A 15728-nucleotide genomic window follows, 5' to 3' on the forward strand; every position below is an offset into this window, starting at 1 on the left:
CCAAAAAACACGCGTACCGCAATCGGCCACCGCCCATGAAAGGACCAAGAGAAACCGATTTTGCCTACCAGGCCGTGTACCGATACTTGACCAGCCTGATCAATGAAATGGGGGCTGAAACACCGATCAAGCTGCCTTCGTTGAGGCAGCTTGCCGACCGGTTGAACGTGTCGATTTCGACCATTCAGTACGCCTATTCGCTGCTGGAGAAAGAAGGGCGAGTGTATTCGGTGGCAAAATCCGGCTACTACGCGCTACCGGTTTCCTTGAACACTTCGTTCAGCAGCGGCAACGACCTGCTTGAATCGGTCTATGTCAGCGCAAGGCGCCCGGGGATGCTGATCTTGAGCACCGACGAGCCGGCGTTGTTGCAGTCCCTGGACAGTCCGCTGTTACTGCTGGAGCGGGAATTGGTGCGCCAGTATCCGCGCCAACCGCAGCTTCACTCGCAACCGTGTGGCGAGCTGGAGCTACGCACCGCGCTGGCGGCGCGCTACACCACTTCACCGGCACGTTGCTGGCATGCCGATGACGTTTACATCGGTGCCGACTTGCGTGGCGTGCTGGAAATACTGATCGCGGTGCTCGAACTCAAAGACGCGACCGTGTTGGTCGAATCGCCCTGTGACTGGACCATCCTGCGTTTATTCCAGACCGCAGGTGTGCAAGTGATCGAACTGCCGATAGACGGCAACGGCTGCCTTGACCTTGAGTCGCTTGGGCATTTGCTCAAGACCGAGGCGGTTCGCCTGGTGGTGCTGTCATCGGGTGTCAGCATGCCGCGCGGCAGCCTGATGCCGTCCGACAACAGGCAGTCCACCGCCAAGCTGTTGGAACAACACGGCAGTTGGGTGCTGGAGAACGATGTGTACGGTGAACTCGGTCATGAGCCGAATGAAACTCGCTTTCGCGATCTGCTCGATCCTGATCGCCTGATTGTCTGTTCCACTTTCGAGAAACTCATGGGGCCCGAGGCGCCTTACGGGTATCTGCTGTCGCGGCAATTGAGCGTCGAGTTGCAACGGCACTTTTTGCTGCGTTCATTTCGTCTGTCGCCGATTCGTCAGAAAGCCATCGCACGCTTGTACAGCAGCGGTCGTATCGATCAGCACTTGCTGGTGCTGCGTCGACTGTTGAAAGAGCGTAAAACCCGGATGACCCAACTGCTACAGGAACGCCTGAGCGACTCGCTGGAGTTTGTCGAGCCATCGGGCGGGGCAACCATCTGGGCACGCTCGTTGCGACCGGTCGATGTGCGGCGGGTCTTCCAGCGCATGCTCAAGCAACGCGTGGTGATTGCGCCTGGCGAGCTGTTCAGCCTGCATGGGTTGCATTCGCAGAACCTCAGGCTCAGTCACACATTCAGCGGGCAGCATGATCTGGAGGTTGCATTGACGATGCTGGCGGATGCGTTGAGGCTTGAACTTACCGATTGACCGGGCGGCAAAAAGAGCCAGCTGACGACTGGATAGATTTCGTCTGGATAGATATCGTCGCTCTCCGGTCAAACTGTCAGTAAACTGCCTCCCAATTCCTGAACCACTCTTTCTTCAGAGGTTTTGCATGACACTCAGTCCTTTTGCGGGCAAACCGGCACCAGCAGAATTGTTGGTCGACATCCCGCGACTGGTAACGGCCTATTACACCGGTCAGCCCGATGCCTCGATCGCTACCCAACGCGTTGCGTTCGGTACTTCAGGTCACCGTGGCAGCTCCTTCGAGCTGAGTTTCAACGAATGGCACGTTCTGGCCATCAGCCAGGCTATCTGCCTGTATCGCGAAGCCCAGGGCATTGACGGTCCGTTGTTTGTCGGCATTGATACTCACGCGCTATCGACGCCGGCCGGCGCCAGTGCACTGGAAGTCCTGGCCGCCAATGGCGTAACGGTGATGATTGCTGAAGGCGATGAGTACACGCCGACTCCGGCCATCTCCCACGCCATTCTTTGCTACAACCGCGGCCGCACCTCGGGGCTGGCGGACGGCATCGTCATCACGCCGTCCCACAACCCGCCGCAAAGCGGCGGTTACAAGTACAACCCTACCAACGGTGGCCCGGCCGATACCCACATCACCAAGTGGATCGAGGCCAAGGCCAACGAGTTGCTGGCCAACAAGCTCGCCGGTGTCAAACGCATCAGCTACGAGCAGGCCCTCAAGGCCAGCACCACCCATCGCCACGACTATCTCAATACTTACGTCGCCGATCTGGTCAACGTGATCGACTTCGATGCCATTCGTGGCGCCAACCTGCGTCTGGGCGTAGATCCGTTGGGCGGAGCAGGGGTGCGCTACTGGTCGGCGATTGCCGAGCATTACCGTCTGAACCTTGATGTGGTGAACACCCAGGTCGATCCAACGTTCCGTTTCATGTCCGTCGACTGGGACGGGCAGATTCGCATGGACCCATCGTCCAGCTATGCCATGCAGGGCCTGATCGGCCTGAAAGAGCGTTTCGACGTGGCGTTTGCCTGCGACCCGGACCACGACCGTCACGGTATTGTTACCCCGTCCGGTGGCTTGCTGGCGCCGAATAATTACCTGGCTGTGTCCATCGACTATCTGTTCCAGAACCGCCCGCAATGGCGCGCCGATGCTGCCGTGGGTAAAACCGTGGTCAGCAGTGGCTTGATCGATCGCGTTGCCAAGCGCCTGAATCGTCGTCTGTACGAAGTGCCGGTCGGTTTCAAATGGTTCGCCGACGGCTTGTTCGACGGCTCGCTGGGTTTTGGTGGCGAAGAAAGTGCCGGCGCTTCGTTCCTGCGTAAGGATGGCGGCGTCTGGTGCACTGACAAGGACGGCTTGATTCCAGCCTTGCTGGCGGCTGAAATGACCGCTCGCACCGGTCGTGACCCAAGCCAGGCTTATCGCGCATTGACCGATGAGCTGGGTGAACCGTTCTCGGTACGTGTCGACGCCAAGGCCAACCCTGAGCAGAAAGCCTTGCTTGGCAAGCTGTCGCCGGATCAGGTCAAGTCGACGCAATTGGCTGGCGAAGCGATCCAGAGCATTCTTAGTAAGGCGCCGGGTAATGATCAGGCGATCGGCGGCTTGAAAGTCATGACCGAAAACGGCTGGTTCGCGGCCCGTCCTTCGGGCACTGAGGACATCTACAAGATCTACGCCGAAAGTTTCATTGGCGACGATCACCTAAAGCAGTTGGTCAGCGAAGCTCAGACACTGGTGGATAGCGCAATCAGCGCGAAGTAATTGCCACGAGGCACAAAAAAGGGGTGACCAAAACGGTCACCCCTTTTTTGCATCCGGCTTTTAGCGCATCAAGCCAGGTCCACCAACACGATTTCACTGTCTTCTATCGCTGTGACTCGCAGAAGCTGCTCCTGCGCAACCGCTACACCGTCTCGAGCTTGTGCACGTAAGCCATTGACTTCAATGACTCCGGTGGCAGGTACCAGGTACCCCCGACGACCGTTATCCAGTCGATACTCGGCGGTTTCGCCGGCCTTCAGGTTTGCCGCCACCAACCGCGCATCGGCACGGATCCGCAGGCTTTGGTCGTCGCCGGCCTTGCCGCTGGCCAGGGTCACGAAACCTTCGCGCTGACCTTCAGGAAACGGTTTGGCGCCCCAGGACGGTGCCAGCCCGGTTTCATTCGGGATGATCCAGATCTGGAAAATCTTCGTCGCCGTCGATTCCAGGTTGTACTCGCTGTGAGCAATCCCGGTGCCGGCGCTCATGACCTGTACATCACCGGCTTCGGTGCGGCCCTTGTTACCCAGGTTGTCTTCATGGCTGATTGCACCTTCGCGAACGTAGGTGATGATTTCCATGTCCCGATGCGGGTGTTTCGGGAAACCGGTACCCGGAGCAATCACATCGTCGTTCCACACCCGCAGGTTGCCCCAGTTCATGCGTTTTGGGTCATGGTACTCGGCGAACGAAAAGTGGTGATGGGCATCCAACCAGCCATGATGGGCGCCGCCCAGGGAATTGAAGGGTCTGAGTTCAAGCATGATCGTCTCCTGAAAAGGTTCGTCATGGGGCAGAACGCTTGAGCCGCAAAACGAGAACCGGTGGTTGATGGGGAGCATCATCTATCAGTTAACAATCGATAAAAAGCGTAAAAACTGCCTCAATCCAATCAGTTTAGTAGATATTAATTGAAGGCTGGATTCTGCGTTTCAGCATTCACTTCATCGCTTAAACCAATGATGGATAAGCATTTGACTAGAACTCGCCGGCAAATGAAGACACCATAGCCTGCAACAGCCTCACACCCTGGAGTCAGCGTGACGCGACACAATCCCGATCTTCCTTCCGAGCTTTTGCCCCTGGCCGAGATGCCGTTGCTCAAACGCCTGGCCGCGCGTTTTTTTGGCCACGGCCTCACTCGTCTGCGCGCTCAACACCGGGCGTCCTGGCTGCATGGCCAGGCCGACGGCTTTCGTAGCGGTCATAGCGCGGGCGTGGATTACGGCTACAAGGAAGGCAAGCTGGAGGGGATAGAAGAAGGCCGCCAGGTGCTGCTGATTCGCGACAGCCGATCCACCGAGCATCCGGCGCCACGTATCGATGAAAACCTGTTCGACGATTGGCGACTGCCACTCAGTGCTGACATCAAGAAACGCATGAAGGCCGATGTTGCCCGTTGGTTGCCAGAGTCGGCGCAGCCCAGCGTCGCACAGTGGAAGATGATCTTCAGCGATACACCCTCGACCTCGGTGATTGCCGGGGCGGGTGCCGGGAAGTCGACGACCCTGGCGCTGCGCATTGTGTTGCTGGTGCATTACCTGGGGTTTGAACTCGACTCGTTGACCGTGGTGACGTTCACCCGCGAATCCCGCAAGGACTTCATCAACAAGCTGATCGGGCTGTTTGCGGTGTGGGGGCGCACGCTCCCTCAGAAAGACGCCCGTGATCTGGTGCGAACCTTCCACTCGCGCATTCTGCCGATGGTCCGCAGCCTGCCAGGATTCGAACGGCTGCAAGCCTTCGAGAACCTCAATGCCCGCTCGCTGCTCGATGACGCCGAGGTCGACAGCAACCCGTTCGATCTGCGGATCAACGACACCCAGCGCCAGCAGCTCAATGCCTGTTTTCACCGGTTGTTTACTCAAGACGAGCGCTTTCGCGAACTGATCAAGCCGCTGTCGCGCCATGCCTTGCAGCTCAAGGAGCTGGAGCGCGATCACCCGGACGTGCAAAAGCGTATGGCGGTGACCGAGCTGGCGGCCAAGCGTGATGAAGAACTCTGCGATGCCATCGAAGATCTGTGGTTTCGCGCGGGCGCCTGGCCGATCAAGGGCATTGAGCCCAGCCGCCAGACATTCGAGATCAACGGTTCGAACTTCCACTGTCACGGTTACATCCCGACGCTCGATGCCTGGGTCGTGCTGGGCTTCGATCCCCGTGAAAACCCGCAGGTCAGCCGCCCCAACGCCAAACTGACGGTTCGCGCCGAATGGGCAGTCAAGCGCACCCTGTTTCAAGCTTTCTGTCGTAAGCCTTTGATTTGGCTAGATAGCTATGAGTCTTCAAAGCGCGTTTTGGCCACGCTGGCGGGGGATGCCAGCGCTGGGCCGGGGTTCGATTACAAGGTCAAGGGCGAACTGGGTTCTGCGCCGCTGCTCGATTGTTTTGTCGCCGCGGCCAGCTTTATCGAAAACCTTGGGCTGGATGTTCCCGCTGCCGTGGGCCAGATGAGTTTCGCCAAGGACGATCCGGATCGCTTGTTCTTTGAGGCGCTTAGCCTGTACTGGCGAGCCCTGGAGGATCACCTGCTGGATCAGTCGCCGCCGGTGATGACCTACAACCGCATGTTTGCCTTGTTCAGCGAACATTCGCCGGAGAACCTCAAGCTTCTGAGCGATGAGTTGCTGCGACCGATGTCGCATCTGATGATCGACGAATTTCAGGACGTTTCCCCGCAAATCGTCTCCTGGATTCGGGCGACGCTGGGGGAGATCCGTAGCCGTGGTCCGGCCATGCATGTCGGCCGTGGGGCTCAACGCTCGTCGCTGCTGTGTGTCGGCGATGACTGGCAATCAATCTATGGCTGGCGCGGCAGTTCGCCGAAGTACTTCATGGAGTTCAACAAGGAATTCCCGTCGCCCGGCACCACGCGGGTAATGCTCAGCGAAAACTACCGCAGCCATCAGCACATCATCGACGCCGCCGAGCATATCGTGCGCGCGGCGCCGGCAATCCCGGGCAAAAAAGCCAAGGCCAGTGGCGAGCCTGGGGAACTGTTGCCAGTCAACATCCATGATCGGGATGATGCGGCGATGGCCAGGCGTCTGACGGAGCATTATCGAAACGGCGATTCAATCTTGATGTTGTATCGAAAAAGTAGCGATAAGTTGTTGATTGAAGAGCATATTTCACCTGTAGTTAATGCGGATTCTAGCTTGCCATTCGAGGCTAGACGGCTCAAACAGTTGACCTATCACAGTGCCAAGGGGCTCCAGGCTGACGCAGTATTCCTGCTCGGTGATTGCCAGCATCTGACCAGTTCACCGTACAAGAATCAGGTCTATCGCATGGCCGGATTGGGTAAGGATGGTGATGCGGAACCTTATGACAGTGCACAGAAAGACGAGATTTTGCGGTTGGCCTATGTCGGCATCACCCGAGCAGTGAAGCATTGCTATTGGTATGTCGATGGTCAGGACAATCAATCGGTCAATATGCCCAAGGCGTCCGACAGGATCGCGCAGGGCAAACCGTTCTTCGCCGATCAGCGCGCCGGAAAGCTTTCAGTCTGAACAGGATGGCGCAGGAATCAGGAGTACTTTCGAACATGAAAAAGCCCACTGAATGTGGGCTTTGATGTCAACGGTGGCGGTTCAGGCAAGCCTTCTGAAGGCAAGAGGAGGAACGAAGGTTTCAAGTTCATCTTCCACCGCTTCGATTATCCGCTCGACATCGGTGGCGTTCATCACGGTGGCGCAGGGAATTCCGGCAATGGCGATCATGGTCTCGCCACTGGCACGATCAAACAGTCGGGCAATCATGCTGCCCGGTGCATCCATGCTCGCCTCGAATCCCATGGGATGAAAATGCCAGCGCATCAGCTGACAGGCGTTCGGAAACGTAACCTTGCTCAACGACACTCTATTCATGTGTTGCCCACCTTCTTCATCGAGCGCGTCCGTTAGCTCGTGTTAGGAGGGAAGAGCCATCAATGGCCCAACCGTTTGAGTGTTTAAAAATAGCATTCGCCCGTGAAAAGTCCGTGAAATCTTTCAGACCGTTCGGCGATTGAAGCGCTTTCCTTGAGCTGGATCATGTTCTGTTGAGCACCGGGCAAAGCGCTTAATGCCTGTCAGTTAAGGAAGTACCTTCCGTAAAACGAAACAAGTCTAGTGTGGGAGCGAGCTTGCTCGCGATAGCGGTGTGACAGTCAACATTGATGTCGAATGTAAAGCCGCCATCGCGAGCAAGCTCGCTCCCACATTCGATCTTTGTTGTTTCGAACCTTGTGTTCGCTTAACTGATTGGCATCAGGCAAAGCGCCGCTGTTTCGGGCGGTTGAATTGAGCATTGAAGCCTTGGCCGAAGTTCGGCAAGCTCGGTTTTTCTGTCGTCGAGTGCCCTATGTCTGCCCATGATGATGGCCCGCTGCAAACCCAGGCCACCGGCGAGACCGTGCTGCGTTATCACTTGTGCTGGAAGCACCGGGACCTGGACGGTGTCATGGCGCTGTATCACCCGGACATCCAGTACAACGATTTTTTCCAGAACCGCGTCCTCGGCTTGAGCGAACTGCGTGAGTATGTGCGCAGCAGCATGCCGCGTGACCCGGATGAGGCGCTGGAGCATTCGGACCGGATTCGTCTGGACGGCAACACCGCGTTCATTCAGTACCGTGTGACCTTGCGCGGCGGCGAAGGGCTGGTGTCGTTTCGCTCCAGTGAGGCGATTACCGTGCGCGACGGGCTGATCTGGCGGGTCAATGAATACGCATCCCTGGTGCACGAACCGGCGCCCGGTAAATCAGCGGTCAGTTTGCGCCCGGCAGTCAGTCGGCTGGGGCTTTCGCCGCGTCAGCTGAGTTTCATGGCCGAGGACCTGCGGCAGTACTTCGAACGCCAGCAACCTTATCTCGACCCAGAGCTTGATCTGCAACGGGTGGCGAAGGAATGTGGTTATAGCCGCAATCAGATGTCCTATTTGCTGAACCAGGTGCTCGGCCAAAGCTTCTACCGTTACGTGAATCAGGCACGCCTGCGGCACTTGCTGACGGCGCTGGACGCAGCAACACCGCCGCTGCGCATCGACGAGTTGGCGTTTGCCGCCGGTTTCAACTCGCTCTCAGCGTTCTACAGCTGCTTTCGCCAGCACACCGGCCTGTCGCCCAAGGCCTATGCCAAGCAAATTTCTTTGCGTGCACGCGCGCAAGACAGCCACTGAACCGACGCACTAGGATCGACGCCATCGAAGTTTGAGTGGCGGAGTCTTGCATGCCGGCGTGGCGCACTATCAGTTTGTGGATGGACCAGCTTGAGGAGCCGTTGTTGGCGCGACCTTCGCTTGAGAAGGATCTGGACGTCGATGTCGCAATCATCGGCGCCGGCTACACCGGCCTCTGGACCGCTTACTACCTCAAGCGCCAGGTGCCAGACCTGAAGATTGTCATCATTGAAGCCCAGACCGCCGGCTTCGGTGCATCGGGCCGCAATGGCGGTTGGTTGATGGGGAATCTGCTGGGCGAAGACCGTTTACTCGCAGATTTGCCGGCCGAACAGCGCCGCGCTTCCTTTGATTTGCTGCACCGCATTCCTGATGAAGTGGAAGTCGTCCTCGAACGCGAAGGCATCGACTGCGATTTTCGCATGGGCGGGGTGCTTTACTGCGCGGCGCGTTATCCCGAGCAGGAAAGCAGCCTGCGTCGTTATCTGGACTCGCTCTACCGTCAGGGCCTGAGCGAAGCCGATTATCGCTGGCTCAACCCCGAGCAACTCGCTCAACAGATCCGTGTTGCCAAACCCTATGGCGCAATCTTTGCGCCGCACTGCGCGACGATCCAGCCGGCAAAGCTGGTGCGTGGCCTGGCGCGGACGGTGGAGCGCATGGGCGTCAACATCTACGAAAACAGTCCGGTCACTCAGTGGCAGTCCGGCAGCTTGCGCACCGCCAAAGCGTCAGTGCGCAGTCGTTGGATCGTGCCGGCCGTGGAAGGCTACGCCGTGACGTTGGCGCCGTTGGGGCGTTATCAATTGCCGGTGCAGAGCTTGCTGGTGGCGACCGAACCCTTGTCTGCCGCGACCTGGGACGAGATTGGCCTCAGCCGTGGCCAGGCGTTCAGCGAAAGCAGTCGTCAGGTCACTTACGGTCAGCGCACGGCTGACAATCGGCTGGTGTTCGGTGCCCGTGGCGGCTATCAGTTTGCCGGCAAACTGCGCCACGACTTTGACCTGACCCAGAGTGAAGTCGAGTTGCGCCGCTATCTGTTTGGCGAGCTTTTTCCGCAGCTGAAGAACGTCAACATCACCCACTCCTGGGGCGGCAACCTGGGCATGTCCCGACGCTTCAAGCCGCACATGCTCTGCGATCAGCGCAGCGGTATCGCCTTGTCGGGTGGTTACGGCGGCGAGGGTGTCGGCGCGAGCAATCTCGGCGGCAGAACCCTGGCGGACCTGATTCTCGGGCGCGACACCGAGTTGGTCCGTCAGCCGTGGGTTACCGCGCAGGGCAGTCTCGATGCGCTCAAAGCCTGGGAGCCAGAGCCGCTGCGCTGGTTGGGCTACAACGCAATCATTCGTAGTTTCATCCATGAGGACCAAACCCTGGCCGACCCGACCAGCGCGCCATGGCGCCGCAAACTGGCCCGTCAAGTGGCGGGTTTCATGGAAGGCTTCATGCAGTAAACGCGTTTCCACCCTCGACAGGTATCAGCATGAGCATTACCCAATTCAAGAACACTCATCTCGTCACTCTGGAGGAATCGGCACCGGTCGCCGTGCCATTGGGCACACCGGTGGCGGTGACTTCGAGCACCAGCGTGGAACGCTCGGACGGAGTCGAAACCGGTATTTGGGAATGTACCCCCGGACGCTGGCGGCGACAGATCGTCGCTCAAGAGTTCTGTCACTTCATCCAGGGGCGTTGCACATTCACCCCGGACAACGGCGAAACCCTGCACATAGAGGCCGGCGATGCACTGCTGTTGCCAGCCAACAGCACCGGAGTCTGGGACATCCGGGAAACCGTGCGCAAAACCTACGTCTTGATTTTTTGATCCTCTGATCACCCGAAAACCTGCCAATAAAAACGCCATACAGGAATCGAATCATGATCCGCACGCCCAAAGCTCAATCAATGCTGACCCCATTGCTGTTGGCTCCGCTGATGCTCGCTGCGTCACTCAGCCACGCCGCCGAGACCGTCAAGATCTACAACTGGTCGGACTACATCGCCCCGGACACGATGAAAAACTTCCAGACGCAAACCGGCATCGGTTTCAGCTATGACGTTTACGACAGCAATGAAACCCTCGACGGCAAGCTGATGACCGGTAAATCGGGGTATGACGTGGTGTTTCCGTCCAACCACTTCATGGCGCGGCAGATCGAGGGCGGGGCGCTGAAGAAACTTGACAAGAACCAGCTACCGAACTGGAAGAACCTCAACCCGGTGTTGCTCAAGGCTTTGCAAAACAACGATCCGGGTAACGAACACGGCTTCCCGTACCTGTGGGGCAGCACCGGGATTGGCTACAACATTGCCAAGGTCAAAGCGGTGCTCGGTGATAACGCGCCGGTAGATTCCTGGGACCTGATTTTCAAACCCGAGAACATGAAAAAGCTGCAGAAGTGCGGCGTGGCGATTCTCGATAACGGTCCGGAACTGCTGCCCGCCGCGTTGAACTACCTGGGCCTGCCGCATCACAGCAAGAATCCGGCGGACTATAAGAAAGCCGAAGAGCTGCTGATGAAGGTCCGGCCTTACGTCAGCTATTTCCACTCATCCAAATACACCAGCGACCTGGCCAACGGTGATATCTGCGTGGCGGTGGGTTTCTCCGGCGACATCCTGCAAGCTGAAAGCCGTGCCAAGGAAGCCAGGAATGGCGTGGATATTGGCTACTCGATTCCCAAGGAAGGCGCGGCGATCTGGTTCGACATGGTCGCCATGCCGGCCGACGCGCCGGATGAGAAGACCGGTTACGCCTTCATGAACTACCTGCTGCGCCCGGACGTCATGGCCGGCATCAGCAACTATGTGCACTACGCCAACGGCAACGAACAGGCCGACAGCCTGATCGACCCGGCCATCAAGAGCGACACCAAGGTCTACCCAAGCCCGGAAATGATGGGCAAGTTGTTCGCTCTGGAGTCCATGCCACTGAACATCGACCGGGTCCGCACACGGTTGTGGAACAAGATTCGGACGGGGAGTTGATAGCGTTCAAGAGTGGCCAGGTGTCGTCGGAGTTTTGGCGCTGGAGTGGAACCACTCCGGGCGAGTTCAGGTCTGGAGTGGGGAAATGAACTTTTTCCAAGTGTCCCGAAGCAGATTCGAGTGGGCTGCAGTCCACCGCCTATTGCGTCGCGTGTCGAGGGTTGCCAGGTCATTAGTGAGCCGCGTAGGTGACTCCCCGGTGATTTCGCACAGCAGCGCGGTTATAGCTTCCCCGTTAACCGTGCCGTGCTCTTGTAGAAGATCCGCCACAGCGGTGACAGCGGGCCAGTAACGACGAACCAGACAGCTGGAGCGGGCGATTGCCTGGGATTCGGCGTCGAGTAGCTTTCGTGCAGGCAGCAAACTTATCAATTCGTAACCCCGGCACCGGTCCCCACTGCCGCTGCCCCAGATGAATTTGTCCGATCTGGTGCGCCTGTAGACTGCTTCGGCCACGGGGCCGGCGAAGCAATCGAGAAGATCGCGCTCAATAGCATCGACCATAGAGGGCAGGTATTCAGCAATCCCGGGGGCGTCGAAGGATGGGTGCGGGACCAGGTAATCAGCCTCGACCAACCCCTCTACGTTTTGCGGGTTGCCGCGCAGATCAATCATTGGGCCGGTGCAGGCTTCTGTCCTGGTGCGCACAGTGACGCGCTCTATGTGTTGACCATTCCACCAAAAGGCCAGGGCGTGGCCAGCTTCGTGGACGGCCGTGCGGCGCTGGCGCTTATTCATGGTCTGGTCCTCTGCCGTGGCATAGGGTCGTCGCGTAAAAGGTCGTTACAGGAATGCTAGCCTCACTGATGCCTACATGGCCCTATAAAAAAGATTATGCCTATCAAGATCCAACACTCCACCTATTAGCTGACTGCTTTACAGGGGGCTAACCTTAGCGGAGCGCTGGTGAAAACTGGCCGGTTGAGACCTGATAAGAGATACGAATAAGTCAGAAGCGTACTAGGCTTGCCGTGGGCCACCGTGCAGGCAAATCGATTGCCGCTATCCGGGTTGCCCGTGTGACCACGACGATCAATTGATCGAACCGTTGGCCCTGCAGCTTATGTCATTGATTTCGCTCGTCGCTATTGCGCGCCCACGCCGGGCCGGATAGCCGGATGAACACGACCAAAGGTAGCTCACACATGGCAACTGAATCGAAATGCCCGTTCAATCACGCCGCCGCGGGCGGTGGCCCGTCGAACCGCGACTGGTGGCCAAACCAACTGAATCTGAAGATCCTGCACCAGCACTCGTCTCTGTCCGATCCCATGGACGAGGGCTTCAACTACGCCGAAGCGTTCAAAAAGCTGGACTTTGCGGCGCTCAAGAAAGACCTGCATGCGCTGATGACCGACTCGCAAGACTGGTGGCCTGCGGACTTCGGCCACTATGGGCCGTTCTTTATTCGCATGGCCTGGCACGCCGCAGGCACGTACCGCACCGGTGACGGGCGGGGTGGTGCCGGCTCCGGTCAGCAACGCTTCGCGCCGCTCAACAGTTGGCCGGATAACGTCAGCCTCGACAAGGCGCGTCGACTGCTCTGGCCGATCAAGCAAAAGTATGGTCGCAATATCTCCTGGGCCGATCTGATCGTCCTCACCGGCAACGTCGCGCTGGAGTCCATGGGCTTCAAGACCTTTGGTTTTTCCGGAGGTCGTCCGGACGTCTGGGGACCGGATGAGGACGTCTACTGGGGCTCCGAAAAAACCTGGCTGGGGGGCGACGTGCGCTATGGCAAAGATGAGAGCCCTACTGTCCAGGAGCGCAACCTGGAGAAACCGCTCGCTGCGGTGCAAATGGGCCTGATCTACGTCAACCCGGAAGGCCCGGAGGGCAACCCGGACCCGGTCGCTGCTGCGGTGGATATCCGCGAAACCTTCGCTCGCATGGCGATGAATGACGAAGAAACCGTGGCACTGATCGCCGGCGGCCACGCCTTCGGCAAAACCCACGGCGCCGGGCCTGTAACCAATGTGGGCGCCGACCCCGAAGCCGCTGGCCTCGAACAGCAGGGCCTGGGCTGGAAGAGCAGCTTCGGCAGCGGAAAAGGTGGCGACACCATCGCCAGTGGCCTGGAGGTGACCTGGACCACCACGCCCACGAAGTGGAGCAACAACTACCTGGAGAACCTGTTCGGTTTCGAGTGGGAACTGACCAAGAGCCCGGCAGGTGCGAACCAGTGGACGGCGAAAAACGGCGCAGGCGCGGGCATCATTCCAGATGCTCACGACCCGTCCAAGCGGCGTAATCCGACCATGTTGACCACGGACCTGTCCCTGCGATTCGACCCGATCTATGAACCCATTTCACGGCGCTTCCTGGCAAATCCGGATCAGTTGGCCGACGCGTTCGCCCGTGCCTGGTTCAAGCTGATCCACCGCGACATGGGGCCGCTCTCGCGCTACCTGGGTCCGGAAATGCCCAACGAAAAACTCCTGTGGCAAGACCCCATCCCGGCGGTCGACCACGCACTGGTCAACGACAGCGACATCGCCTCACTCAAGAGCAAGCTCCAGTCCTGTGGCCTGGCAGTCTCGCAACTTGTATCAACTGCCTGGGCGGCGGCTTCCACCTTCCGTGGCTCCGACAAGCGTGGTGGCGCCAACGGTGGGCGCCTGCGCCTGGCCCCGCAGAAGGACTGGCCGGCCAACCAACCCGAGAAACTGACGAACGTGCTGGCGACCCTCGAGAAAATCCAGAGCGAGTTCAACAGCGCGCAGACTGGCGGCAAGAAGATCTCGCTGGCGGACCTGATCGTGCTGGCCGGGAGCGCTGGCGTCGAACAGGCGGCGAAAAATGCCGGTCACACCGTCACGGTGCCTTTCACTCCGGGGCGGATGGACGCGAGCCAAGAGCAGACGGATGTGGAATCTTTCGGGTTTCTCGAACCCATCGCCGATGGCTTCCGTAACTACCTCAAGAGCAAATACCGCGTACCGGCCGAGGCGTTACTGATCGACAAGGCGCAACTGTTGACACTCACCGCACCAGAAATGACGGTGCTCATTGGCGGCATGCGCGTGTTGAACACCAACGTCGGACAAACCCCGCACGGGGTCTTCACGAAGCGATCTGAAGCGTTGACCAACGACTTCTTCACCAACCTGCTCGACATGGGCGTGGAATGGAAGCCGGTCTCGGACGCCAATGAAGAGTTTGAAGGACGCGATCGTAAAACCGGCGACCTCAAATGGACAGGCACTCGTGTCGATCTCGTCTTTGGCTCGAATGCGCAGTTGAGGGCGTTGGCTGAGGTCTATGCAAGCAGCGACGCGCAGGAGAAGTTCGTGAAAGACTTCGTAGCGGCCTGGACCAAGGTGATGAACCTTGACCGCTTCGACCTCCGCTGACGCGAACGTTGGACCCTGGGTCTTGAGGGTGGGCCACCTCAACCTGATCGCTTTGGTCAGGGGGCTCCAGGGAGGTTGCCAAGAGTAGAGGCGTCATATTCCATTCGGTGTTTCTGAAAACCCGCAACGCCTCCCTGTGTGGAGGCGTTGGTTTTTTGTTCGCCCAAAGACGCCGGGCTTGGTGACCGGTCGTCCAGGAAACTCAAAATCCTCAAGCGAATCGCGTAAGCGTGTATCAGTGTCCCTGATGCCGCTCATTTCGAAATAAGAAACAACCTGGCTATACCTGTCATTTATGACAGGTTACAGCATGCGGATTTTCTTGCTAAATGGCTGGGTGAATGGCGTCGAATCAGCGACGCCAATGCCAGTAGGGAAAATGACTATGTCCAGCAAGGAACTGCTCCCTTTTGAACGCCCTGAGAGCACCAAAGGGGTCGCCACCGGAACCATCAAGGGAACCATTACTAATCTTCGAACCGAGAAGGAATTCCAATTCCTCGCCTCTTGGATATGGCGCGACGAACAGCACGGAACGCTTCGCTTCCACGGCACTATGGATGACCCGGAGACACCAGGGAAACGCGTGGCGATTGCGGTCCAACTCAGCAGCAGTAGCGCGCCCAGCGGCACCTATCTTGTTGGAAGTCCGGAGGTACTGAGCCTCGGATACATGAAATATGGTAGCGGGGACAACAACTTGAAGGATGTTTTCTTCAAAGCTGAAACAGGTGAGGTCGTTCTCCAAAGAAAATCCTTCGAAAAGCCCATAAACGGGAGGTTGCTGTTCAAGACGATAACCATCGATGGCGACAGATATCGCGTCGCCGTAAAATTTGACATTGGAGAGTTCTAAACCCGACCGTCCCGCCTGGCTCATCGAGGCGGGGCGGCTGTTCACCCTTGAAGACAGGGCACCGAACATCGACCGGGTCCGCACACGGTTGTGGAACAAGATTCGGCCGGGGGAGTTGAGGGGGTACATCTGGTTGAGCATTGCGCCAGCCTGAA

12 protein-coding genes are annotated in these 15728 nt (G+C 58.3%); 9 read left to right on the forward strand and 3 right to left on the reverse strand.

The window, feature by feature from the left end; genetic code table 11:
• Window positions 1-35: 35 nt before the first annotated feature.
• On the forward strand, window positions 36-1436 hold the full coding sequence (locus tag AC1RKH_RS03500; protein WP_493061121.1) for an aminotransferase-like domain-containing protein: 1401 nt from the start codon (window positions 36-38) through the stop codon (window positions 1434-1436).
• Window positions 1437-1563: 127 nt separating this feature from the next.
• Window positions 1564-3210: a phosphoglucomutase (alpha-D-glucose-1,6-bisphosphate-dependent) gene (pgm, locus tag AC1RKH_RS03505; protein WP_123424562.1), complete on the forward strand. Its 1647-nt coding sequence runs from the start codon at window positions 1564-1566 to the stop codon at window positions 3208-3210.
• 68 nt (window positions 3211-3278) lie between these two features.
• Here the strand turns inward: pgm and AC1RKH_RS03510 are convergent, their stop codons facing one another.
• Complete coding sequence (locus AC1RKH_RS03510) at window positions 3279-3974, reverse strand: pirin family protein (RefSeq protein WP_493061122.1); 696 nt, start codon at window positions 3972-3974, stop codon at window positions 3279-3281.
• 276 nt (window positions 3975-4250) lie between these two features.
• On the opposite strand from AC1RKH_RS03510, the gene AC1RKH_RS03515 reads away from it, so the two are divergent.
• The gene (locus AC1RKH_RS03515; RefSeq protein ID WP_493061123.1) at window positions 4251-6725 is read left to right on the forward strand and encodes a UvrD-helicase domain-containing protein; all 2475 of its coding nucleotides are present in this window, start codon (window positions 4251-4253) and stop codon (window positions 6723-6725) included.
• Window positions 6726-6806: 81 nt separating this feature from the next.
• On the opposite strand, the gene AC1RKH_RS03520 is transcribed toward AC1RKH_RS03515, so the two are convergent.
• The gene (locus AC1RKH_RS03520) at window positions 6807-7082 is read right to left on the reverse strand and encodes a DUF1652 domain-containing protein (protein ID WP_123424565.1); all 276 of its coding nucleotides are present in this window, start codon (window positions 7080-7082) and stop codon (window positions 6807-6809) included.
• Between the two features lie 475 nt (window positions 7083-7557).
• Between AC1RKH_RS03520 and AC1RKH_RS03525 the strand changes: the two genes are divergently transcribed.
• The 4 genes from AC1RKH_RS03525 (at window position 7558) to AC1RKH_RS03540 (ending at window position 11364) form a co-directional block, all read left to right on the forward strand.
• A complete protein-coding gene (locus tag AC1RKH_RS03525) occupies window positions 7558-8373 on the forward strand; it encodes a helix-turn-helix domain-containing protein (protein WP_493061124.1) in 816 nt (271 codons plus the stop codon).
• Between the two features lie 50 nt (window positions 8374-8423).
• Complete coding sequence (locus tag AC1RKH_RS03530) at window positions 8424-9830, forward strand: NAD(P)/FAD-dependent oxidoreductase (protein ID WP_493061125.1); 1407 nt, start codon at window positions 8424-8426, stop codon at window positions 9828-9830.
• A 29-nt stretch (window positions 9831-9859) separates the two neighbouring features.
• Window positions 9860-10201 carry a cupin domain-containing protein gene (locus AC1RKH_RS03535; RefSeq protein ID WP_493061126.1) on the forward strand — a complete coding sequence of 114 codons (342 nt, stop codon included), beginning with the start codon at window positions 9860-9862 and terminating at the stop codon, window positions 10199-10201.
• Between the two features lie 80 nt (window positions 10202-10281).
• Complete coding sequence (locus tag AC1RKH_RS03540; RefSeq protein ID WP_493061380.1) at window positions 10282-11364, forward strand: polyamine ABC transporter substrate-binding protein; 1083 nt, start codon at window positions 10282-10284, stop codon at window positions 11362-11364.
• 66 nt (window positions 11365-11430) lie between these two features.
• Here AC1RKH_RS03540 and AC1RKH_RS03545 read toward each other — a convergent pair whose 3' ends face one another.
• A complete protein-coding gene (locus tag AC1RKH_RS03545; protein WP_493061127.1) occupies window positions 11431-12102 on the reverse strand; it encodes a hypothetical protein in 672 nt (223 codons plus the stop codon).
• Window positions 12103-12482: 380 nt separating this feature from the next.
• On the opposite strand from AC1RKH_RS03545, the gene katG reads away from it, so the two are divergent.
• Both katG and AC1RKH_RS03555 read left to right on the forward strand, forming a co-directional pair.
• Window positions 12483-14717, forward strand: a complete 2235-nt coding sequence (gene katG, locus AC1RKH_RS03550) for a catalase/peroxidase HPI (protein WP_493061128.1) — start codon at window positions 12483-12485, stop codon at window positions 14715-14717.
• A gap of 385 nt (window positions 14718-15102) precedes the next feature.
• A complete protein-coding gene (locus tag AC1RKH_RS03555) occupies window positions 15103-15573 on the forward strand; it encodes a hypothetical protein (RefSeq protein ID WP_493061129.1) in 471 nt (156 codons plus the stop codon).
• Window positions 15574-15728 lie beyond the last annotated feature (155 nt).

It is taken from the genome of Pseudomonas sp. GW822-FHT06B12 (assembly GCF_058799675.1).

Excerpts from the sequence above, each read along its gene's own strand:
- AC1RKH_RS03500 (WP_493061121.1), top strand. The coding sequence starts at position 36 with ATGAAAGGACCAAGAGAAACCGATTTTGCCTACCAGGCCGTGTACCGA.
- pgm (WP_123424562.1), top strand. The coding sequence starts at position 1,564 with ATGACACTCAGTCCTTTTGCGGGCAAACCGGCACCAGCAGAATTGTTG.
- AC1RKH_RS03510 (WP_493061122.1), bottom strand. The coding sequence starts at position 3,974 with ATGCTTGAACTCAGACCCTTCAATTCCCTGGGCGGCGCCCATCATGGC.
- AC1RKH_RS03520 (WP_123424565.1), bottom strand. The coding sequence starts at position 7,082 with ATGAATAGAGTGTCGTTGAGCAAGGTTACGTTTCCGAACGCCTGTCAG.
- AC1RKH_RS03525 (WP_493061124.1), top strand. The coding sequence starts at position 7,558 with ATGTCTGCCCATGATGATGGCCCGCTGCAAACCCAGGCCACCGGCGAG.
- AC1RKH_RS03530 (WP_493061125.1), top strand. The coding sequence starts at position 8,424 with ATGCCGGCGTGGCGCACTATCAGTTTGTGGATGGACCAGCTTGAGGAG.
- AC1RKH_RS03535 (WP_493061126.1), top strand. The coding sequence starts at position 9,860 with ATGAGCATTACCCAATTCAAGAACACTCATCTCGTCACTCTGGAGGAA.
- AC1RKH_RS03540 (WP_493061380.1), top strand. The coding sequence starts at position 10,282 with ATGCTGACCCCATTGCTGTTGGCTCCGCTGATGCTCGCTGCGTCACTC.
- AC1RKH_RS03545 (WP_493061127.1), bottom strand. The coding sequence starts at position 12,102 with ATGAATAAGCGCCAGCGCCGCACGGCCGTCCACGAAGCTGGCCACGCC.
- katG (WP_493061128.1), top strand. The coding sequence starts at position 12,483 with ATGAACACGACCAAAGGTAGCTCACACATGGCAACTGAATCGAAATGC.
- AC1RKH_RS03555 (WP_493061129.1), top strand. The coding sequence starts at position 15,103 with ATGTCCAGCAAGGAACTGCTCCCTTTTGAACGCCCTGAGAGCACCAAA.